Annotated in this window: 19 protein-coding genes; 10 read left to right on the plus strand and 9 right to left on the minus strand. The window is 37.5% G+C overall.

Translation table 11 applies throughout. The annotated features are described in order from the left end of the window. The first annotated feature begins 32 nt into the window (after positions 1-32). The 8 genes from EHR07_RS08895 to EHR07_RS08930 all read left to right on the plus strand — a co-directional run bounded on the left by EHR07_RS08895 (position 33) and on the right by EHR07_RS08930 (position 9,106). Positions 33-911, plus strand: coding sequence for a DUF2225 domain-containing protein (locus tag EHR07_RS08895; RefSeq protein ID WP_135744767.1), 879 nt, complete (start codon positions 33-35; stop codon positions 909-911). Positions 912-915: 4 nt separating this feature from the next. Next, positions 916-1,710 (plus strand): tRNA pseudouridine(38-40) synthase TruA, encoded by a 795-nt coding sequence (truA, locus tag EHR07_RS08900; protein ID WP_135744768.1) that lies wholly within the window; start codon positions 916-918, stop codon positions 1,708-1,710. Beyond that, positions 1,682-2,320, plus strand: a complete 639-nt coding sequence (locus EHR07_RS08905; RefSeq protein WP_135744769.1) for a hypothetical protein — start codon at positions 1,682-1,684, stop codon at positions 2,318-2,320. Before truA ends, EHR07_RS08905 begins: the two co-directional genes overlap by 29 nt. A gap of 1 nt (position 2,321) precedes the next feature. Further along, positions 2,322-3,629: an LIC11270 family surface protein gene (locus tag EHR07_RS08910; RefSeq protein ID WP_135744770.1), complete on the plus strand. Its 1,308-nt coding sequence runs from the start codon at positions 2,322-2,324 to the stop codon at positions 3,627-3,629. Between the two features lie 78 nt (positions 3,630-3,707). Further along, a complete protein-coding gene (locus EHR07_RS08915) occupies positions 3,708-5,558 on the plus strand; it encodes an adenylate/guanylate cyclase domain-containing protein (protein WP_135744771.1) in 1,851 nt (616 codons plus the stop codon). Continuing rightward, positions 5,555-7,456 (plus strand): FecR domain-containing protein, encoded by a 1,902-nt coding sequence (locus tag EHR07_RS08920; protein ID WP_135744772.1) that lies wholly within the window; start codon positions 5,555-5,557, stop codon positions 7,454-7,456. Before EHR07_RS08915 ends, EHR07_RS08920 begins: the two co-directional genes overlap by 4 nt. Then, positions 7,453-8,457, plus strand: a complete 1,005-nt coding sequence (locus EHR07_RS08925) for a hypothetical protein (RefSeq protein ID WP_135744773.1) — start codon at positions 7,453-7,455, stop codon at positions 8,455-8,457. The genes EHR07_RS08920 and EHR07_RS08925 overlap by 4 nt, the downstream gene beginning before the upstream one ends. A gap of 52 nt (positions 8,458-8,509) precedes the next feature. Further along, positions 8,510-9,106, plus strand: coding sequence for a hypothetical protein (locus tag EHR07_RS08930; RefSeq protein WP_238734339.1), 597 nt, complete (start codon positions 8,510-8,512; stop codon positions 9,104-9,106). Here EHR07_RS08930 and EHR07_RS08935 read toward each other — a convergent pair. From EHR07_RS08935 to EHR07_RS08945, 3 genes are read right to left on the minus strand one after another with little or no spacing between them, the layout of a single operon-like run. Continuing rightward, complete coding sequence (locus tag EHR07_RS08935) at positions 9,079-10,176, minus strand: DUF1574 domain-containing protein (protein ID WP_135744774.1); 1,098 nt, start codon at positions 10,174-10,176, stop codon at positions 9,079-9,081. The two genes, EHR07_RS08930 and EHR07_RS08935, sit on opposite strands and share 28 nt — an antisense overlap. Before the next feature lie 8 nt (positions 10,177-10,184). Then, on the minus strand, positions 10,185-11,663 hold the full coding sequence (locus tag EHR07_RS08940; RefSeq protein WP_135744775.1) for an MBOAT family O-acyltransferase: 1,479 nt from the start codon (positions 11,661-11,663) through the stop codon (positions 10,185-10,187). A gap of 1 nt (position 11,664) precedes the next feature. Beyond that, positions 11,665-12,165: an NYN domain-containing protein gene (locus EHR07_RS08945; protein WP_279633204.1), complete on the minus strand. Its 501-nt coding sequence runs from the start codon at positions 12,163-12,165 to the stop codon at positions 11,665-11,667. A gap of 51 nt (positions 12,166-12,216) precedes the next feature. Between EHR07_RS08945 and EHR07_RS08950 the strand changes: the two genes are divergently transcribed. Beyond that, positions 12,217-12,969 carry an SDR family NAD(P)-dependent oxidoreductase gene (locus EHR07_RS08950; protein WP_135744777.1) on the plus strand — a complete coding sequence of 251 codons (753 nt, stop codon included), beginning with the start codon at positions 12,217-12,219 and terminating at the stop codon, positions 12,967-12,969. A 1-nt stretch (position 12,970) separates the two neighbouring features. Beyond that, positions 12,971-14,416, plus strand: a complete 1,446-nt coding sequence (locus EHR07_RS08955) for an FAD-binding oxidoreductase (RefSeq protein ID WP_135744778.1) — start codon at positions 12,971-12,973, stop codon at positions 14,414-14,416. 121 nt (positions 14,417-14,537) lie between these two features. Here EHR07_RS08955 and EHR07_RS08960 read toward each other — a convergent pair whose 3' ends face one another. The 6 genes from EHR07_RS08960 to EHR07_RS08985 are packed head-to-tail and all read right to left on the minus strand — an operon-like array spanning position 14,538 to position 20,644. Next, positions 14,538-15,674, minus strand: a complete 1,137-nt coding sequence (locus tag EHR07_RS08960) for an LptF/LptG family permease (protein WP_135744779.1) — start codon at positions 15,672-15,674, stop codon at positions 14,538-14,540. Beyond that, a complete protein-coding gene (locus EHR07_RS08965; protein ID WP_135744780.1) occupies positions 15,671-16,954 on the minus strand; it encodes a PP2C family protein-serine/threonine phosphatase in 1,284 nt (427 codons plus the stop codon). Before EHR07_RS08965 ends, EHR07_RS08960 begins: the two co-directional genes overlap by 4 nt. Continuing rightward, positions 16,951-17,376: an acyl-CoA thioesterase gene (locus EHR07_RS08970; protein WP_135744781.1), complete on the minus strand. Its 426-nt coding sequence runs from the start codon at positions 17,374-17,376 to the stop codon at positions 16,951-16,953. Before EHR07_RS08970 ends, EHR07_RS08965 begins: the two co-directional genes overlap by 4 nt. Positions 17,377-17,382: 6 nt before the next feature. Beyond that, positions 17,383-19,524 carry a penicillin-binding protein 1C gene (gene pbpC, locus EHR07_RS08975; protein ID WP_135744782.1) on the minus strand — a complete coding sequence of 714 codons (2,142 nt, stop codon included), beginning with the start codon at positions 19,522-19,524 and terminating at the stop codon, positions 17,383-17,385. Continuing rightward, positions 19,502-20,116, minus strand: a complete 615-nt coding sequence (locus tag EHR07_RS08980; RefSeq protein ID WP_135744783.1) for an RsmD family RNA methyltransferase — start codon at positions 20,114-20,116, stop codon at positions 19,502-19,504. The genes pbpC and EHR07_RS08980 overlap by 23 nt, the downstream gene beginning before the upstream one ends. After that, complete coding sequence (locus tag EHR07_RS08985) at positions 20,117-20,644, minus strand: hypothetical protein (RefSeq protein ID WP_135744784.1); 528 nt, start codon at positions 20,642-20,644, stop codon at positions 20,117-20,119. It lies immediately after the preceding gene.

Raw genomic sequence — 20,644 nt, forward strand, 5'->3', positions numbered from 1 at the left:
TTTAAAATTGAGCCTTTTCCTAGATTTTTCCTATGTCCCAAGCCGCAGCCCAGTCCAAAAAAGTATCTTTTCGCGCCAAAGAGTCTACAGCCTGCCCCATTTGTGATGAAAATCACCAAAAGGAACAAATGTTCCAAGGGGGGGGAAGGTTAATCGCCGGGAAGTTGGCTCAGGATTTACGTCGTTTATATGAAAAAAATAGGAAATTTGGCCGTGTCAGTCCTCTGGATTATGTCATGTCCGTTTGTCCACGTTGTTTATATTCCTCTTTTCCTAAAGATTGGAATTCCCTAAACCCTGCTGACAATGAAGCCATTCGTATGGCCACAGATTCACGTAGAAGTTATATTGAAAAAATCCTCGGTCCCTTAGATTTTACACAGGATCGCCAAATTGTGTTAGGTGCTGCCTCTTATTTACTGGGAATGGACTGTTATCAACTGAGAGGTGCCAGTGTAGCCCCTACTCCGAAAAAAGCAGTTTGTGCCATTCGCGCTGCCTGGTATTTCTCTGATTTGCACGAGGAGTTTCCTCATATTGGTTATGATAAAATTCGGGACTTTCTCTACCAAAAAGCAGCAGTGATCTATGGTCACACCTTAGAACTCATGCAAAATGGTAACGAACCTGTAGATCAGGCAGCAGGAATGCTTGGACCCGACACGGACAATAACTGGGGATTTGATGGTGTGATTTATCTCAATGCTTTTCTTACCAAAAAATTCAAAGACCAGATGGCTCCAAAACCTGAAGACCAAGTTTTGCTTTTATCACGCGCCAAACGAACGCTAGCAAGGCTCTACGGATCGGGTAAGGCTTCGAAAGGAAAACCAGGTCCGATTGTGGAAATGACACGTGAGTTGTATGATGAATACAATGCAATTTTAGAAGCAATGGGCGGCGAGAAGTAAGGGTTTGCCCAATTATGCTCTCCTCGTCGAATATGACGGAAATCATTTTTACGGTTGGCAAAAACAAAAAAATTTACCAACAGTTCAAGCTTCCATCGAATCTGCACTTTCTGTTATCTTAAGAAAAAATCCCGCCTCACGGTTGTCAGTGGCAGGTCGGACAGATACAGGTGTTCATGCTTTGGGAATGGTTTGTAATTTTAAAACAGAGAATTCAATTCCTAACTTTCACAAACTACTTGTTTCTATCAACGCACTCACACCCAAAGGTGTTTCTGTTAAAAACGTAATTGAGGTTCCCGCAGAGTTTCATGCAAGGTTTAGTTGTACAGGACGAGAATACATTTATAAAATTTATTACAGTAAGTATGAAAGTAGTTTCATTGAGGGAAGAGCCTTCTGGGAAAAACACCATGTGGATTGGGATTATGTGGAAACCCAACTCCAAAATCTAATTGGTGAGAAAGATTTCCGGTCCCTAACTAAAGCAAAGTCAATGGCAGGCAAACGTGCCGTTAGGGAAATTTTTGACATCCGATTGGAACGTTTGACACCAGAATGGATCCAAATCCGGATTCGTGCCAATGGATTTATGCACAATATGGTGCGAATTACGGTAGGAACTTTACTGGACATTGGAAAGGGACGTTGGAAATCTAGATCCATCGGCTCCATTTTGGAAGAGAAGAACCGTTCGATTGCAGGGATTACTCTCCCGCCGGATGGACTCTATTTTGTCCGCGCATATTACGAAGATTATCCGGAAATTCATGAATTGTATAAAATCATTCTTCCTTAGCCTTTTCCTAGCAATCACACTGTTTTCTGGACTTCTTTCTGCGCAAACTCTAGAAGAATACAACAAACGCCGGTATGAAATCGGTGGTTGGGTGGGTGCCGCAAACCCGATGCCCGGAACTCCTACAGTTCGTGTATTAGAAACCACTCTGGGTGGTGGATTCTATGCAAGGATGCCTTGGCCATGGATTTTTTATACAGAAGTAGGCGGCTCGTATGCCGTGTTTTTATCAAGGTCAGAAAGAGCCCTCACTGCGATCCCACTTTATGCGGCCCTAGCCTATAAAATTCCTGTAGAACTTCCCATTCAGTTTTTTGTAAAAGGTGGTGGTGGCTCTGCTTATGTTGTCGCTCGTCCTGCTGATACGGCTCGTTGGGATCCCTCCGCCTATGCTGGGTTAGAAGCTAGTTTTATTGCTGGTCGAAGAATTCGTATCGGGGTTAGATTGGATTATCATAAGATCTTTGAGACACAAATGAATATTCCGAGTCAATATAGATATCCACTTTCAAGTCCTTATGATGACCCAAGATTACAAAACCCTGCTAATTATACTTTGCAGAACGTAGATTTTTTCTATTTCGGTCTAACAGTAGGAGTTTTATTTTAATATGAAAACTTTAATAATTCCTATTTTAGTTATATTTTCGCATATAATTCTTTTCATAGATTGCAAAACCAAATTAGATTTAGGTGATGAATCCAAACTCCCTGTTATCTCCACTTTATTCAATAACAGAATGTTATTACTCTTAAAAGGAACTTATGCCACAGACAATCCACTCGATTGGAATGAGCTAAATAACGGAACCGGAGAATTATATATTGATTCCCAAGGGGATGGACTTGATCCAACCATGACTTTGGTGAATCGACCCAAGGTTGGAAATTTACCTATCTTTTTGGATATTGGAGAAGTTAGGATCTCCAGTAAATACGTGAAAGGATTAAACGACTTAACACAAATTCGAGATACTGTAGATTCCAATAAATTTTGGGACTACATTGCTCCAAACAGACAAGTATTCTGTACTGTCACCTATTCCTTTGATAACAACACATGTACAGAAAGTGACGGAATTTTAAAGGCATCTGATTTTTTCAATGGGATTGGAGCCCAATTCCCCTCTAACGATCCATCCTCCGAAACTATTGGTTGGGAAAGTTCCTATTCTGCAGGCAGATCTTGGTTTGGGCGTGAATACTACTACGCAGCCATTTATTTTCGTTCTCTCGTAACTGGGTATGCTTTGGATGCGGGAGCTCCTGTAACAGGAAGATTTGATAACAGACCGATTGTCAATGGGCTAAACATTGTTCCACGTAACAATTATGTGGCGGGAACTTCTACTTCAGCAAAAAGTACAATTGTTCCCAAACTTTTTCCTGCACTTTATACCCAACTTCCAAGCCAATCTGTCCAGTCAGATATGCAAGTTCGAGATGGTTTTGACCCATATATCCTAGAGGTTCGAGTCAACTTAAAAGAGAACTTAATGTTACATTCTTATGTGACAAGCCGCGCTACAACAGTCACTTATGTAGGTATCAGTGACATCTTTTATGACCATAAAGGGGAAGGAGACGCAGGCGGAAATTTATTGACAAGGGCAAGAATCATATATCCAGAAACCGCATCTAGTTTAACGATCTCAGGTGGCGGAAACTCTTTGTTACATTACTATGGAATTTTCAGAGAACAAGAAAGTGATTTTTTAAACGTTCTGCCTCTTGCTGCTACACCAGCTAAACAAGGTGCCAAAATCAAATACCTAAATCCAGGTACTTATAAGGCGGTTTGTTTGGGAGACCTTGTGAAACAGGACGGCTTTCCTGATACTGTAGTACGAGAGACTACATTTAATATTCCTGAATATCCGTTCCGACAGACGTATAACGTTGATTTGACTTGTCCCTAGTAAAAAATTAGTTTCCGCTCTCAATTTTACTTTTTTTTTAGCACCGTTTTTTGTGAAATTGGTAAAAGTACCAATCATATGAAAACGATATTGCTAAAACTCCGCACTCTATTGTCCAAAGATTCCCTCCCTCACGGAGAATTGCAGTTTCCGATTCGGTACAAACTCCTTTTGATAACTTCCGTTGTACTTCTAGTTTCCATGTCAGGAATCATCTTTCTTGCATCTTACTTTTTCCGAAAGGATAGTGAGGTGCGAGTTAAAGAAAACAATATCAAAATTAATGAAATTCTTTCATTAAAAGTTAAATCGGATCTACATTCGATGAAACAAGATGTTCATATCACTGCATCTGCAATTTTAAGAAGTCCAAATTCTGCCAACGCAATCGCAAAAGAGTTGTTTGACGAAGACCAAAACTTTCTTTTAGTTGGTGCTTATGATGCGAGTCTAAATCCAAAATTTGAAGCATTAAATGATCAGTTTCTTCAAAAATACGATTACCAAAAATCAGAAGTAAAAGAATTACTTCGTAGCATCCAACCAAAATTAAAAAAATCTTTTAGCGGAACAACAGTAATTTGGAATGCAAGTCCACGTTTCCGTCATCCAATCCTTTGTTTGAGTTTTCCACTTTCTGAATCAAAAGATACACATACAATTCTTGTCACCTTGGTTAAACTAGATAGTTTGTTAGATGCATTCCAAACCTCAGGTCCCGTAGAAACTTTTCTTGTAAGCGAAGATGGAAGTGTACTCGCACATCCAGATGCAAAAGTAGTTTTATCAGGTATCAATTTAAATGATCTACCAATTGTGGAACGAATGAAAAAATCAACAGTTGATAATGGGCAGTTCCGTTACGAATCAAAAGACGGAGTTTCTTACTTAGGATCTTTTAAAAAACTGGGACTCGGTGGTGTTGGTGTCATATCACAAGTACGTGAAGCCAAAATTTTCGAAGAAGTCAATAATATTCAAAAACGAAATGTCTATATCTTAATTGTTTCACTTGCCCTATCATTTATTGTAGTTTATATTTTTGCAAAATCTCTTTCAACACCCATCTTAAAACTTGTAGATGCCTCTGAAGAAATCAGAAGAGGAAATTATCATATAGAACTTCATGCAACTACGCATGATGAAATTGGAACGTTAACCAAATCATTCGTCAGTATGGGAAGAGGATTGGAGGAACGGGAAAAACTAAAAGATTCCTTTGGACGATTTGTTAACCAAGACATTGCCGAAATGGCTGCCAAAGGGAAATTATCTTTGGGTGGACAAAGAAAATACTGCACTATCTTTTTTTCTGACATTAGGAGTTTCACTGCCATTTCAGAAAAACTGCAACCAGAAGAAGTGGTTGAATTTTTAAATCAGTATATGACGGAAATGGTAAAATGCGTCCAAGAAACGGGAGGGACTGTAGATAAGTTTATAGGTGATGCCATCATGGCCACTTGGGGGGCACTCCGTGAAACAAAAAACCATGCCAAACTAACCGTGGAAGCAGCACTTAGGATGCGTGATAAACTCATTGAATTCAATAAAGGTAGAGGTACTACCAAAAAACCTATCATCCAAATCGGGTGTGGGATTAATACTGGTTATGTGATTGCAGGACAAATTGGAAGTTCGGATAAAATGGAATACACTGTCATTGGAGATTCAGTGAACCTTGCATCAAGAGTAGAGTCTTTAAACAAAGAAACTCATACAGACATTCTTATCACAGAAACAACTTACCAAGAAGTCAAATCAGATTATCATGTTTTAAGTATGGGAGAGATTGAATTAAAAGGTAAATCTAAACCTCAAAAAGTATATGCAATCTTAGGAAGAAAATCAGATCCAAATTATCCTAAAAACTTAAGTGAGTTACAGAAGTTAGTTGGAATCACTGTAGTGAAAAAGGGGAAAAAATGAATTTAGACAAACGTGACAGACTTGTTCTGTTTACCCTTTTAAGTGTTGCGATACTATTTACTATTTTATTTTATTTGGATATTAACCGGAAGATTAGCATTGGGGATCGAGAAGTAGTCGGAACCATTTTCTTCAAAAACAATATTGTTCAAAGAAAATTTGAAGATGAAGTGATTTGGGAAAAACTAGAAAACAACAGTGCCTTGACTAATAAAGATACCATTCGCTCTGAAGCATTTTCTGACGCACTCATTCGACTTAAAGATGGAACCGAAATTAATATCGACGAAAATTCAATGTTTAACTTGGATTTGACGGGTGAAGAACCAAACCTTGAATTCACACAAGGTTCCTTAGAAGTCAAAAAGAACGATTCGCAAAAAAGCCAAATCAAAATCACGAGCGCAGGAAGTGAAATTAACGTCGATTCAGGGAATGTTAAAATTGAACGTTCTAAAGAAAGAGACCTTAGTCTCTTTGTAGAGAAAGGTAAAACCACAATCAAGGAAAAAGATGGAAAATCAGTTTCCATAGAAGAAGGGAAAAAAGCTGAATTCAAAAAGACAGGACTTGAAATCAAAAAAATTCCAGTTGCTTTGATAACGCCAGCATCTCAAAAACTATTTTATGCAGAACCAGAAGATGTAACGGTTCACTTCCAATGGAAAGTAGAGTCCGGATACGAAGATCCTGTATTAGAAATCTCAAGATCACCTAACTTTCAGATGACGTTTATCAATGAAAAGGTAGAGGGAACCCAAGCCGACCTACGATTAAAAGAAGGTACTTTTTACTGGAGAATTAGAGTCAAAAGTATAACCGGAAACGGTAATGAATTCAGTGAGATCAATAAATTCTTTGTGGCAAAAATGGAATCTTTCCAAGGTGAATCACCAGAACAAGGAACAGTAATTCCTTTCGTCCAAACCTATCCTTTAGTCACACTTACTTGGTCTAAACTATCTACTGTTAACTCATATAGGTTAATTATATCCAACTCCCCTAAACTAACTAATCCTGTAAAAGAATTAGAAACTACTGCAAATCAAATCTCGTATGACGATTTAAAAGAAGGTACCTATTATTGGAAGGTAATTGGTAAATCATCTTTCCCTGATACAAAAGATAGAGAAAGCCAGACCCTTTCCTTTATTATCAAAAAACAAAATTCAATACCTGCACCTAAATGGTTACGACCAACTCCTAATTCGGAAATTTCTGCAGATGAGATTAAACAAAACCAAGCCATTTTGATTTGGGATGGAAATGCAGAGTTAAAGTCCTATCAATTAAAAATCTTTAAAGACCCGAAAATGGTAAACGCAGTATTTTCCGAAGAGACACTTGCTAACTTTTTAGTGCCCAATTGGAATCTATTAGGAAAAGGAACTTTTTACGCTACTGTGATCGGTAAATCAAAAGAAGGAAAAGAAACCGAATCCTCTTCTGTATTGAGTTTTACGGTAGTAGACAAAAAGAAAATCCCCGAACCTGAAGTGGATCCAAAAGATACAAAACCAACGAAACTAGAACCTAAATTGGAAATGATGTCTCCCAATGGAACCATCGTACAAATGAAAGGAAAATCAAGTTTAGATTTCCAATGGAAAGTATCCGGTGTGACAGGCGAAAGATATGATTTAGTTTTATACCAACATACAGGTGATAAAAAAACTGCCATTTATAAAATTACAACAAAAGATTCCAAACATACCTTAAAAGATTTAAGTATCCTAGATGAAGGTTCTTTTTCTTGGGACCTCAGTGTGTATAAAGATTCTAGTTTATTATTTTCGAGAAAGGGAAGTTTTATATTGGCTTTAGATCAACTGAAATCCTTAAAACCATCTGACATTGAATTCATTTCTCCGAAACGGTTGTATAAAGAAAAAAGATGAAACTAAATTTGAAACGAGTTTTTATAATATTTGGATTACTCTCTTTTTCTATCGGAGCTCAAGATGGTACCAAACTCATCGCTTGGAAACCAATTCCAGAAGCCAGTGGTTACCAAATCCAAATCAAAGAAAAAACAGGGAAAATTGTTATCGATAAAAAGATAGATACTCCCTACCAATCCATCGAAGACCTCCCATCAGGTGTGTATCTAGTAAGAACTGCTCCTTTAAATCTATTTAAAAAACCAGCAGTTTGGTCTGCTTGGAAGGACTTAGAAGTAATTCTTTCCGAACCACCAAAGGTTGTAACAGAAGAAGAAAAACCAATTATCCTTCCGAAATCAGAATCCAAAACAGAAAAAACAATCGCAAATATCACGATTGAAGGGGAACATTTTTTAGATGCTACGAAAGTAGACTTAACTAAAAAAACCGAGACACTTCCCATTTTAAGTAAGGAAGTAAAATCATCGGAACGTATTGATTTGAAAGTAGACACTACGGAAGCAAAATCAGGTCCCTATGATTTAACAGTCACGAATCCTTACCAAAAACCCAAGGTAGTTACAAATTTTGTGAAGGTAGAAGATCCAAAACATAATGAATCCGAAGATTCCAAAAAATCTAAAATACCCAAAGGAAAACCTTTTAGAGATTTCACTTACGAAGAGATGTTGGCATTTTTAGAAACCGACATTGCGGTAAATTGTAAAAACACAAAAGTGCCAGCGTTAACATTAAGCGAGTGCCACAAAACTTACGTTATATTAAACTTCACAAGCGATGACAATCAATCCGTATTCGAATTCTATAAACTAATCAATGAGAACCAATCTGATCGAATCAGTGCTTACCAATACTTTTCAAAAAACTGCTCTCCTAAATTTAGGCCTGCCTTCGAACGGATGGAGCTACAATCGAAAAATCAGAGGAATTTGGACCCAGAAGAGAGACAAACCCTACTCCAAGAACTGATGAAATTTCGAAATTGTACTAGATAAATTCTTTTTCTTTTGCTTGTAAGGAATCCTATTTTTTAGTCCTATTAGGAGAATGAGATACTCTTTGATTGCCTCGGTTGGAATTACGCTTGTCACGATGCAAGCCCTCCATTCCGAACCATCCGTTCTGAGCCAAAATGTGAAAGAAGTCACAACAAGAATCCAAGATTTGGCTCTCTACCCTACTCTATCGAAAAAAAGACTCTATGGTGCCGTATCTAAAGGCGGTGCCATTCGATTTGACTTAAGAGCCGGTGAATCCTCACCACAATCGATTGGGATTGGGATTGCCACCGATGGAAAATTGAAAGAGTGGGTACTAACTGTTTATTCTGGAAATGGTCAAAATGAAAATTCAGCCATCTTAAGAAAAGAAAAGATCGAAGGGGAGTCACAATGGGTTTTCGAACTTTTAGCCCCACCGGAAGAAATCACAGTAGAAATTCAAAACTTAAATTCAGAAACTCCAGTCACTGTGGTGGAAGTTGTACACGGATACTATTATGGATATTCTATGGATAAGGAAAATAACACCAAACCACAACCACAAAATCCAACAAAACCAAATCCAACAGACCCTGAAAAACTTTCACCTAACGATGTGCAGAATCGGACTGAGTTTTATCGTGCGCCTTTTACAAAGGAATGAAGTAAATTCTTAAAAATATAATCCGTATATTCATCGTAGCAAGTCGGTGACATATGACCTGCATCACTAAAATTGTTGCAGGTATAATTTGGATCATCATTCATATTCCAAAAAGGCACTCCATTTTGTTTATGGTATGCGACCATTCTAGGATACCAATCGTGATACACGGTATCTTCCTTTCCATCACCCACAGACACTTTTAGATTTCGAATATGATCCATATAAGGCAAAGATAAACGAACCCAAATGACTGCCGTAGGCACTCCTAACTGTTTTGCCAGTTCCAAGGATTGGTTTGTAAAACTCAAAATATTCTCAGAAAACCGAAAAGGGACCAAATATGAATGAAAGTCTCCAATGGCAGATTTTTTCAAAAGTTCCGGAGGAAGTACAGACTGGTGAGTTCCCGGAGTCATCGCAGAACCTTTCCCTCGATTCAAATTGGCCATCAAACTATTACGCAATTCGCGATAAGGATATAAAAACGATTCTTTATTTTTTGCCCTTGTAAGGATCACCTCTAACTTAGGACGATATTGGTAGGCACGAAACATACGTTTTGCGATTAATGTAGAAATATCATCTGTCGAAAACAATGAAAAGTGTTTTAATACAAAAGATACATTTAGTCCGTTTGTTAAAGTTTCATCTACCTTTAAAGTAGCTGCCGAGTTATACATTTCCACGGAATGATCAAACAAAAAGAAATCGGGTTTTACATTGTCTTTATGGAACTCTTCCATCCATTGTAATACATAATCTGGTTTTCCACCCGGAACAGAAAAATTAAACATCACCCAACCTGGGTATTTTTTATGAATGTATTCATTATCAAACAACAAGGCACGAGAATTTCCAAAATATACTAATACCTTGTCCCTGTCTTTGTTAGATAAATAAACTTTCAAATCTTCGTATAACTGGCGTTTTTGTATGTAATTTATATCAGAAAGCGATTTTGAAAAATATGTATGAACATTTTCTAAAAGCAAAAGTTTGTCCAAACAGAATGTAAGGAATACAACCAAAAACGGGACAAGTAAATATCGGTTACGAATGAATTCCACAATGTCTCCTAAAACTTATAATAGATAAATTCTCCGCCATCTTGCGAAAGCGTGGCGAGAAGGAAAATAGTAACAATACCGAGAACAGGAACAAGCCAAACATCATGTTTGCGAATTCGATCCCAAAACTCTGGAACATATTGTATATGGTGGAAAAATAACAAAGCAATGGATGTATAAAAAATTCGTTCCAAATTCTCAATATGTTGGAATCGAAAAGAAGAACCTGGTCCAAATAAAGATGTGGCAGAAAGCAACCATTCGTTAGACCCACCGACAAACATAACTTCCAAACTATGAGAAAAGTGAGTAAAAATTCCGTAAAAATGATCCACCATATTCGTTGCATTGTTAGAACGAAACATTAACCCGGAAATCGAAAACAAAATGAAAACGATTAAAGCTTTTAACACAATTAAGAATTTATTTTTTTGCGGTGTTAGTTTCCATCCAAGATTGTCTTCGAAGTATCTTTCCCCCGCAAGAATTACTCCCCAATAAAATCCCCAACAAATAAAGGTATAATCTGCACCATGCCAAAATCCCCCAAGGGTCATAATGACAATCAGATTTAAGTAAGTTCGAAGTTCTCCTTTGCGAGAACCACCGAGTGGAAAATAAATATAATCTCTTAACCAAAAAGATAAGGTGATATGCCAACGTTTCCAAAGTTCTCTTCCTGATGTAGAGAAAAAAGGTGCTTTGAAGTTTTCTGGTGTTTCAAATCCCAAATACAAAGCAACGGATCGTGCCATGTCTGTGAGTCCCGAAAAATCACTATAGACTTGAATCGAATAACAAACTCCTGCAATAAATAAAGAAAAGGAATCGTATTCAGCAGGTGAACCAAACACTGGTGAGATGGTCAGTGACATCGGATCTGCTACTAAAACTTTTTTAACAAGACCAGACATAAGCAAATAAGAAGCGCGATACATCTTTTCTTTACTAGGAGTTAGTTTGTCCAGGTTAGGAAAAAAATCGGTCATCCTCATGATCGGTCCTGCAATTAGCACAGGGAAAAATGCGACAAATAAAAAGTAATCTTCCACCTTTACCAATGGTTTAGATGAATCGCGGTAAGTATCAACAGCAGCAGCGATAACCTGAAACGTATAAAAACTGATCGCAAGTGGTAAAGCAATATGGATGAGGTCGGGGACCTGTTTAAAGAACGGATAGTTCGTTAAGTCAGCAAGTACCTTACTGAAAAAATATATATATTTAAAAAATCCTAAGTTGATGAGATTGAGAGATACAGTCAGTCCAATCCAAAACTTTGTGGGAGTGGATCTAATTTTTCGGTAAAGAAGGTAGTTGATGCTAATGACTGCCAAAAAGTGGAAAGTCAAAGCCAAAGAAAAGTAGGCATAAAAACTAAACCCTGCAAGTAACAGGAAATACTTTCGAAATTCTCTGGGAATGGCCCAATAGAGCAAGTATACTACGGAAAAAAAGATTAAAAATGGGATTGAGTTGAACAACATATCAAGGAAGGAATTGTCTCTCCCAGTAATCGGTTTCCGAACTTGGTGTCAATCCTTCTTTCAGGTCGTTAAACTCCGATTCGTCCTCTTCGGCTTCCCTTTTCAGCCATTCTGTGTAAAATTCCTCTGAGGTCGTTCGTTTAGCTCGGAGCCTTCTTGCGAAACTTATAATCTCCTTATCTGATGATACCACCAAACATTGTGAAGGTATTGGACATAAGTTTAAATATCCGATGATGAGTTCGTCAGCCTTTTTTTCATGGCTGTAATGGATGGAAAAATCACCCCAATTTTCTGAATAACAATCAGAGGTAATCTCCTTTTTGCCGTCAAAAAACACTAAAATTTTAGAATGTTTATTCTTCTGATAAAACCGTTTTAAGTGCTGAAGTAAGCCGTCCCGGGCATCTTGCAGACGGTATTCACCCAAACAAAATGCCAAATCAGGAAATTTATACATTAGATTCATCCCGTCGATCAGGATTCTCTCAATTACGGGCACAACTCTATTGAAACCACTTGCCAGATTCGCTTAAACCAAAAAAACGTAAACATGGGGAAAAAAATAATCATCGTCGGTGCCTCGAGCGGGATCGGAAAAGCCATAGCAGAAGCTGAATTGAACGCAGGAAATTCCGTAGCACTATTAGCCAGAAGGGAAAAGTCCCTCGAATCCATATCTAAAAAAGCAAATTCAGGAAAAGAAAAAAGAGCCTTTCCTTTGGTCTTTGATGTGACAAAGTTTTCCACAGCAGAGAAGACATTTGACAAAGCAGTGAGTTTACTTGGTGGAGTGGACGAAGTGTACTTTGCATCAGGTGTTATGCCAGAAATTTCTCCTAACGAATACAATACGACCAAAGATTTGGAAATGTTAAACGTTAATTTATTAGGTGCCGTTGCTTTTTTAAATCCAGTCGCCACATATTTCACAAAACAAAAGTCCGGCAAAATCATCGGAATTTCTTCCATCGCAGGTGAACGTGGTAGAAAAGGAAATCCAGTTTATAATACTTCCAAAGCTGCTCTTAATACATATCTGGAAGCACTTCGCAATCGTTTGTCTGAATCAAATGTGCAAGTAACAACGATTAAACCTGGATTTGTTCTAACGGAAATGACAAAAGGCCTCAAACTTCCAGAAAAAGGATTAATGAAAGCTATCACTGCAGAAGAAGCAGCAGAAAAAATTCGTAAAATCGTTGCTAGTGGTAAAGACGAAGCTTTTGTCCCTGGGATTTGGACTCTTGTAGGTCTTATCATTCGTAACATTCCCAATTTCATTTTTAAAAAACTGAGTATATAATATGGTCGCTAAAAAAACTAAATCAGCTCCTGAAATTAAAGTTCCTAATAAGGAAAAAGTGGAAGCCTGGGGAATGAGTTCTTTTTCTCTTTCACCAGTGTTTCGGCCAGAAACAGAAGAAGAAATCAAAGAACTCTTTGTTTGGGCCAACCAAACTGGCACCAAAGTTGCGTTACGTGGTGGTGGTTGCAGTTATGGTGATGCATCCACGAATACTGAAGGAGTTGTTTTAGATCTCACTCGTTTTAATAAAGTTTTAGATTTTAATCTTAAGACAGGTGTGATGACCGTACAATCGGGTGCTCGGATCAAAGATCTTTGGGAAACCGGAATCGAAAATGGTTTTTGGCCACCAGTGGTTTCGGGTACTATGATGCCAACCTTGGGTGGGGCACTTTCCATGAACATTCATGGAAAAAACAACTTTAAAGTGGGAACCATTGGCGAACACATTAAAGAGTTTACCTTCCTGACTGCCAAAGGAGATATTTTAGTTTGTTCTCCTAAAAAAAATACAGATTTGTTTTATTCTGCCATTTCCGGATTTGGAATGTTAGGTTGTTTTTTGACAGTCCAAATCAAAATGAAACCAATCTATGCTGGAAAAATGAAAATTGATCCCGTGTATGTCAGAAACTTTGACGAACTATTTGCTTATTTTGAAGAACATTATAAAACTTCTGATTATTTAGTAGGTTGGATTGATGCCTTTGCTTCGGGAAAATCTATGGGCAGGGGCCAAATTCACAAAGCCACCAACCTAAAAGAAGGAGAAGATCCTGATTTTCCTGGTAATTGTTTACTGGAAAGACAACACCTTCCTTCTCGCCTATTCTATGTAATTCCTAAAAAATGGATGTGGATCCTTATGCGTCCTTTTAGTTTTCCTTTGGGGATGCGACTCATCAATTTGGCAAAATGTATTGCGAGCATTCTCGTAAACAATAAAGCCTATTACCAAGGCCATGCTGAATATGCATTCCTTTTGGACTATGTTCCTAATTGGAAGTTTGTTTACAAACCAGGTGCAATGATCCAATACCAAGTGTTCATTCCCAAAGAAAACGCCAAACAAGCGTTCCGTGAAATTTTCACTATATGCCAAGAACGTGGAATTGTAAACTACCTATCTGTTTTCAAAAAACACAAACCAGATCCGTTTTTACTGACTCATGCTGTGGATGGATTTTCTATGGCAATGGACTTTCCTGTTACCCGAGGGAACCGAGAAAAACTATGGTCTCTCTGTCATGAGCTGGATGAAATTGTACTAAAACACAAAGGAAGATTTTATTTTGCAAAAGACTCCACCCTTCGTAAACGAGTGATGGAATCTTATTTTCCTAAAGACAATCTTAAACGTTTCTATTCTCTGAAGAAAAAGTATGATCCAAAAGGAATTTTACAAACAGATCTTTACAAACGAGTTTTTTTAACAGAAAACTAAATTTTTAACCAAAACTCAAACAAAAATGTTTAATCATTCTTGTTTGGGTTTTGTATACTCAAAAATATGAAACATCGCAACTGAATACCCAATTATATCAGACCCACAACATACGAACAAATTAAATATTCATTTTTCTATACAGATAATAGGCAGCGGTAGTAAAAATCACTGGTGTCATCCACATACCGATCCAAATCGGCAAAGCACCATTTTCCGCTAAAGTTTTGGCAGTCGAATTCAAAATATAATATAACAATACAACTGCGATAGTTAAACCAAGACTTGCCACACCTGCAGAACGTTTGGTGATCGCACCGGCAAGTGCACCAAGAGCCACTACAACAAAAGACATAAGAGGCATTGCAAACGCCATATGTTGTTGGATGATCACATTTCGGAAAGGAATTCCTTTGGTGATCCTCGATTCTATTTCATCGGCCAATTCAAAAAAATTCATCTCTTCAGGATTACGAATTGGTTTAGAAAAGTAAGCTAAATCCTCAGGGAAGTCATAAGTTTTTTCTGCATATTTGGTTCGAGAAACTAATTCTAAGTTTTCATTAAATCTAACTTCTTCTGCATCATACAAAACCCAACTATGAGGGGATGGAATGAACTTTGCCTTTTGAGAGGACACAGTGTACGTTGGATGACCATCTGGCGTGATTTCGATATAATTGAATCCACCTTTCACAGTGTTTTCTTTTTCATCGATCCAATAGACGTAATAAAATCCTTTTTTCCCTTTGATATGCAATTGGTAAACAAAATCGATCAATCGATTGGAACCCTTTGCCATGATACTATATTCGATTTGGGCTTTTTTGTTTGCCGGGATCACAATTGTTTGGCCAAACAAAGTCATAATAAGCCACATCGAAATTCCAAAAAACAAAATGGGTGTGATGATCCGAATAAAAGAAACTCCAGCCACCATCATCGCCACTAGTTCTTTGTTTACACTAAATTGGCCGATCACAAAACAAACGGAAAACATCAGTGCTGGTGCGACAACTTGATCCACCATCGATGGCAAAGAATACAAAACATGTAAATACACATGTGTTTGGTTAACTTTAGAAGAAACCAAATACTTCATCACATCGGTGAACTTATAAATCACAATCATCGATGTTAACATGATGAGAGTACCAATAAAGGTTTTGAAAAAATCTAAAAATAAATAACGATCTAATGTTCTAAAAGGAATGAACTCTCTTTTGAACCAAAGAAATGGAGTTAACAGCAAATTCATAAAATTTCTAGTAATAACATACTCATATCGTCGGAAATTCGTTTTGCCGAAAATGACATGGAGTCCTCATATAGAGCATTTAAAAAATCTTCACCTTTTTTGTCAGAATGATTTTTTATAGAGGAGAGTAAATGTTCGTCTCCATAAATCTCTCCCGCTTCATTAAAAACTTCCAAAATCCCATCAGAATAGAGTAAAATTCGGTCTCCAGAATTTGGTGTGATCGTAAAATCTTTTAAATTAGGTTTTAAATAAGAAACAATCAGAGTGCCCATCCCTTCCATAAACTTTGGATCTGAATTCTTTTCCATTCGGATGAGAGGGGGGTGGCCTGCGATGGAATATCGAATTTCTTTTGTGTCCGTATCTACAAAGAGTACACAAGCGCTAATATGATTACCTGGCACTAACGTTTGCAAGTCGGTATGGATTGATTTTAAACAAAGAGAAGGTTCGTTTTGGTTTCCATGAATTTTAAATGCAAGGACTGCCATTGCAGAAACCATAGCCGAGGCAATTCCATGACCAGATACATCCGCAAAAAAAAGCGCCAACTTTCCATCTTCCCTTTCCAAATAACTAATGGCATCACCACCCACTTGCCCAAAAGACCTAAAAAAAGAATGTAGGCGAAGACCTTTTGTTTTTGGCCAGTCGGTCGTAACCAAATTGGATTGGGTTTCGTTTGCCAATTCAAGTTCATTTAACATTCGATCCTGAAACCCTTTGAGTTGGGATTCAGAGATCCTAAGTTTTTCAACAGAACTTAATCGTATATTAAGTGTTAAATAAGAAACGAGCGCCGGAGTAATGATTGCAGAAAGATATAGTGGTAAATCTACCTGAGGTTCTCTTGTATAAATGCCAATAAGTATTCCCGCAGAAGTGATCGTTCCTAAATACGAAACAAGGGAACGACGATCAACAAAACTCACTCCAATACAAGAAAGAACCAAAATCATCCCTACCAGATAACCGATGTAAAGTGAATTCCAATAAAGTAAAATGAGAGAATGTGCACTCATCGTATAAAAGAAAAAAAGCATGATGGATTGGATTTGATTCCGAACCCAATCTGAAAAATATGTAGCTATAAAAAATCCGAAGGTGACAGAGGCATGTAGGATGCGAATCCATTTAGGATCATACAATCCCAACTCTACAGTAGGAGCAAACACTCCAAAACCGATAAAACTAAAAAAAACAATAAGGCAGATTCTTGAAATCTTCATCACCTCATCATCAAGTTTAAATCGTTCTTGGAAGGATGATTTTGTCATACCAGATGATTTGATCCAAATTTAGTTTTAAAAAGTTCAGGAAGGGCCGAAGGTTTTTGTAATTCAAAATCAAACCAAACAAAGGCAGCATTTCCTGTTAATACACATTCTTCGTTTTCATTCCACATGGAGCAAATCACAGTGAATGCTCTAGAAGATATGGATTCGACTTCCAAGGTAATCTCTAACGTAGCAGGAAAAACAACTTGTTTGCGATAATCCATATCGAGATGTGTTAACACAGGCCCAGCTTTCACTGGTTTTAATGGTGAGTCCCACAATCCTTCTTTAGTAAAATAATCGGCCCTAGCAGATTCAAAGTATCTAACATACGTAACATTGTTTACGTGACCGAACGCATCCATCTCACCCCAGACTACCTGTTGTGTAAATTTATGTTTGTATTTGATTGGTTTTGGCATTTGTTGTTACCGAACTTCAAATAAAGAAAGAGATAAAACTTTATCATCTCTATCTTTTACTTGCAAACGATATTCTCCCTTCTTTGGTTCCCAGAGGTAAGGCCCTCCGGCAGAGCCAATCTTTTCATCGTTTAAATAATAAGAATACGAAACATCGTAAGAACTGAATGTAAAGAGGATTTTTTGGCGACCTAAAGGAATATCTGGATCCAATGCAAAGATACTTCCATTCACTGGCGTAAGGATCCTTGTTGTCTTTGTCCTCTCTATCCTACTCTCCTTAGACGATGTAAAACTGGAATTTGAATCATCTGAACTTATCTCTTGAGGTGGATTTAGTTTAGAACCTAGTGATTCATGAAGTAAATCCATAGTCTCTCGCCAAACAGGAGCGGCACCTGTAATTCCCGAAACATCTAACATCGGCGCTCCTGTGGGATTTCCTACCCAAACTCCTACGGTATAAATTTCCGAATAACCGATACACCAATTGTCTCTCATATCTTGACTGGTTCCGGTTTTGACAGAAGTATAATAAGCAGTGGATAAAAAATTATCCCAACCGAATCCGAGTGACCTAGCTTCCCGATCAGAAAGGATTTCTGATACCAGATAACTAGTTTTAGGCGAAAATACCCTTCTTGGATTAATCAATTCACTGGAAAGATCAAATATTAATTCGGAATACATTCCACCGTTGGCTAAGGTTCGGTAAGCATTTGTCAATTCTAGAAGTGTGATGTCTGCTGTTCCGAGAGCCAAAGATGGGCCGTAAAACTCTGAATAACGGAGACCAGTGATTCCGAGTCTTTCTAATACCAAAATGAACTCGTTAATATCGAGAAAAGACAATGAACGGATGGCCGGAATATTTAAGGACGAACCAAGGCTTTCGCGAACCGTAACATTTCCCTTATAGGATTTATCATAGTTTAACGGCCGATAGATTCCTTGGTAAACAGGAATTCCCACAGGAGAATCGGAAAGAATCGAATCGGGATTAAGTTTATTTTCTTCGAAGTTTTGTGCATAGACAAATGGTTTTAAAGTGGAACCCACTTGTCTTTTACTGCGAATGAGATCCAGTTTGGAGACTGAACTTTCTTCCCCAATATTAGGAACATAAACCAATACTTGGCCTGTGCGATTCTCGATCACAATCACAGCCCCATCTTTTACATTTTTGTCGGTCAGTGTTTTTACATTTCGTTTTAGGAGCTCTTCCACTTTTCTTTGGAAGGTTAAAGACAATGATGAGTTCACTTGTGAATTGTAATGAACCTGCTCTTTATTTTTTTCCGCAAAGGAAACATCCAAAATGGTTTTTGTATAAAGCGGAACAAAGGATGGGTATTGGGGATAATCTAAATTTCGAAATAAACTTTCCCTAACAAATTGGGAGATAGATTCACAGTCACTGGCACCATCTTTTTCTTTTTTAAGTAAACAAACTCGTTTGATGACTTTTTCAATAGAACTTTGAGGTGAACGAATGAGGGCCGCGAGTAAATAAGCTTCGTTAGGTGTAAGAGCATCAGGAGATTTCCGAAAGAGCCCTTTACTTGCAGAGGTAATTCCTTTTAACTCTCCTCTGAAATAAATCAAATTGATATAAGCTTCAAAAATTTCTTCTTTAGACCAAGTTTCCTCTAACTCCACTGCCCTTTGGATTTGTTTTAATTTTTGAAAGATTGTTTTTCGTTTGGATGCAGAGGATTTTAGTTCTGGATCCAAAAGGGAAACAAGTTGCATGGTAATCGTCGATCCACCTCGTAACGTTTGTCCTTTTAAATTCCCTAAGAAAGAAGAAACAAGTGCATTGGAATCGATACCTGTATGTTCAAAGAAACGTTTGTCTTCTGCATGAATCACAGAATCGATTAAGAACTTAGGAAGTTTTTCATAATCGGTCCATTCTTCTGACCGGTAATCCTTTCGGATTCGGTATCTTTGGATGAGTTCCCCACTCCTATCAAACACTTGTATGTCGGAAGGATGGTATTGTGATTTTACTTCTTGGTAAGTTGGTAAAGCACCCAGGGAATAATTACAAAAAAAGATTCCAATGATAAATATAAATTGGGGGAAAAACTTACCAGTGAAAGGCAAATTAAACTTTGTTTTTTTATGATTGGGAAGTCTCGACATTTTCGAAACCAGTTTCTATGATAAAATGACTACCATACTCTCTTACTTTATGAGGAACTTCTGACCAAATTTTATCGATTGGTTGGTGTTCTGGGATTTGGCATAAAATTAGGAATGGTTTTTGTAAAGATAAACAAAAAGCATATAAACTTTCTAACATTTCTTTCATTCGAGTAGGAGTTTCCGACCAATACGTGTAAGGTGGATCCAAATAAAAGATATAAGCTGATTCTTCTCCCAATTCCCACTTTAATGCGTGTTTGGTTGCATCTTTCCTAAATAATTGTACATTGGTGAGGCCACGAAAAAGAGAATGAAGTTGGCGGAAACGAGTTTGGTCTAATTCATAGGTGAGTAGTCTTTTTACTGAAAGGCTATAAGCTTCCGCAGAAATTTGTCCACTGCCAGCAAAATAATCACAAAACAAAACAGAATCAAAACTAAGACCCCAAGAAAGCAGGCGAGAATCCATAAGGGAAAAAATAGCTTTTTTGACGAGGCTATTGGTAAAATTTAAATGTCCAGAAACATCGGGTGGGGTTGGAATTTCTTTTCCTTTCCACTTTCCTTGTGTTATACGTAATCCTTTCATTTATTTACCTGAGGATTTAATCTCTTCTAGCTGTGATAACACGTGTTTGGAGGGAGAGTTTGATTCAATTTCAGAAAATACTTTTTTTGCTTCTGATTCATTTTTTAGATTCATAAGACCAAGTCCGTATAAAAGAAGCGCATCATTGTACTTGGGGCTTGTTTTTCCAAATTTTTGGAAATCTTTTCCCCATTCAATGAGTAAATCTGACTCACCAAACACAAGAGCGCGTTCCATAAACAAATAGATTGCGTTCCAATAGTGAACCGATGATCGAAAGTTAGGTGGAACATCACGAACCACCTTAGCCTTAAGTTGTGCCCAATTTTCTTCTGTAGAAACATAAAGGAAAAAAATCCGAGGATCCTTCTCATTCTCAGGTCCGTTTAAGTATTGTAGGGACCCTTTGGAAACAGTAGCGTAATTTCCTTTTTTAAATTCGGCATAGAGGGTTGAAAAACCTGAGGTTTCTCCCCAAAGGAACGAAGGCAGAATTAAAAAACCAAAAATATACTGAAAATAAGACAA

Source organism: Leptospira bandrabouensis (genome assembly GCF_004770905.1).
Lineage (GTDB): Bacteria > Spirochaetota > Leptospiria > Leptospirales > Leptospiraceae > Leptospira_A > Leptospira_A bandrabouensis.

Bases quoted from the DNA above. Each gene is read 5' to 3' on its own strand.
- EHR07_RS08905 (WP_135744769.1), top strand. From the start codon at position 1,682: ATGAATTGTATAAAATCATTCTTCCTTAGCCTTTTCCTAGCAATCACA.
- EHR07_RS08955 (WP_135744778.1), top strand. From the start codon at position 12,971: ATGGTCGCTAAAAAAACTAAATCAGCTCCTGAAATTAAAGTTCCTAAT.
- pbpC (WP_135744782.1), bottom strand. From the start codon at position 19,524: ATGTCGAGACTTCCCAATCATAAAAAAACAAAGTTTAATTTGCCTTTC.
- EHR07_RS08920 (WP_135744772.1), top strand. From the start codon at position 5,555: ATGAATTTAGACAAACGTGACAGACTTGTTCTGTTTACCCTTTTAAGT.
- EHR07_RS08950 (WP_135744777.1), top strand. From the start codon at position 12,217: ATGGGGAAAAAAATAATCATCGTCGGTGCCTCGAGCGGGATCGGAAAA.
- EHR07_RS08915 (WP_135744771.1), top strand. From the start codon at position 3,708: ATGAAAACGATATTGCTAAAACTCCGCACTCTATTGTCCAAAGATTCC.
- EHR07_RS08970 (WP_135744781.1), bottom strand. From the start codon at position 17,376: ATGCCAAAACCAATCAAATACAAACATAAATTTACACAACAGGTAGTC.
- EHR07_RS08895 (WP_135744767.1), top strand. From the start codon at position 33: ATGTCCCAAGCCGCAGCCCAGTCCAAAAAAGTATCTTTTCGCGCCAAA.
- EHR07_RS08965 (WP_135744780.1), bottom strand. From the start codon at position 16,954: ATGACAAAATCATCCTTCCAAGAACGATTTAAACTTGATGATGAGGTG.
- EHR07_RS08960 (WP_135744779.1), bottom strand. From the start codon at position 15,674: ATGAATTTGCTGTTAACTCCATTTCTTTGGTTCAAAAGAGAGTTCATT.
- EHR07_RS08980 (WP_135744783.1), bottom strand. From the start codon at position 20,116: ATGAAAGGATTACGTATAACACAAGGAAAGTGGAAAGGAAAAGAAATT.
- EHR07_RS08925 (WP_135744773.1), top strand. From the start codon at position 7,453: ATGAAACTAAATTTGAAACGAGTTTTTATAATATTTGGATTACTCTCT.
- EHR07_RS08940 (WP_135744775.1), bottom strand. From the start codon at position 11,663: ATGTTGTTCAACTCAATCCCATTTTTAATCTTTTTTTCCGTAGTATAC.
- EHR07_RS08930 (WP_238734339.1), top strand. From the start codon at position 8,510: ATGAGATACTCTTTGATTGCCTCGGTTGGAATTACGCTTGTCACGATG.
- EHR07_RS08910 (WP_135744770.1), top strand. From the start codon at position 2,322: ATGAAAACTTTAATAATTCCTATTTTAGTTATATTTTCGCATATAATT.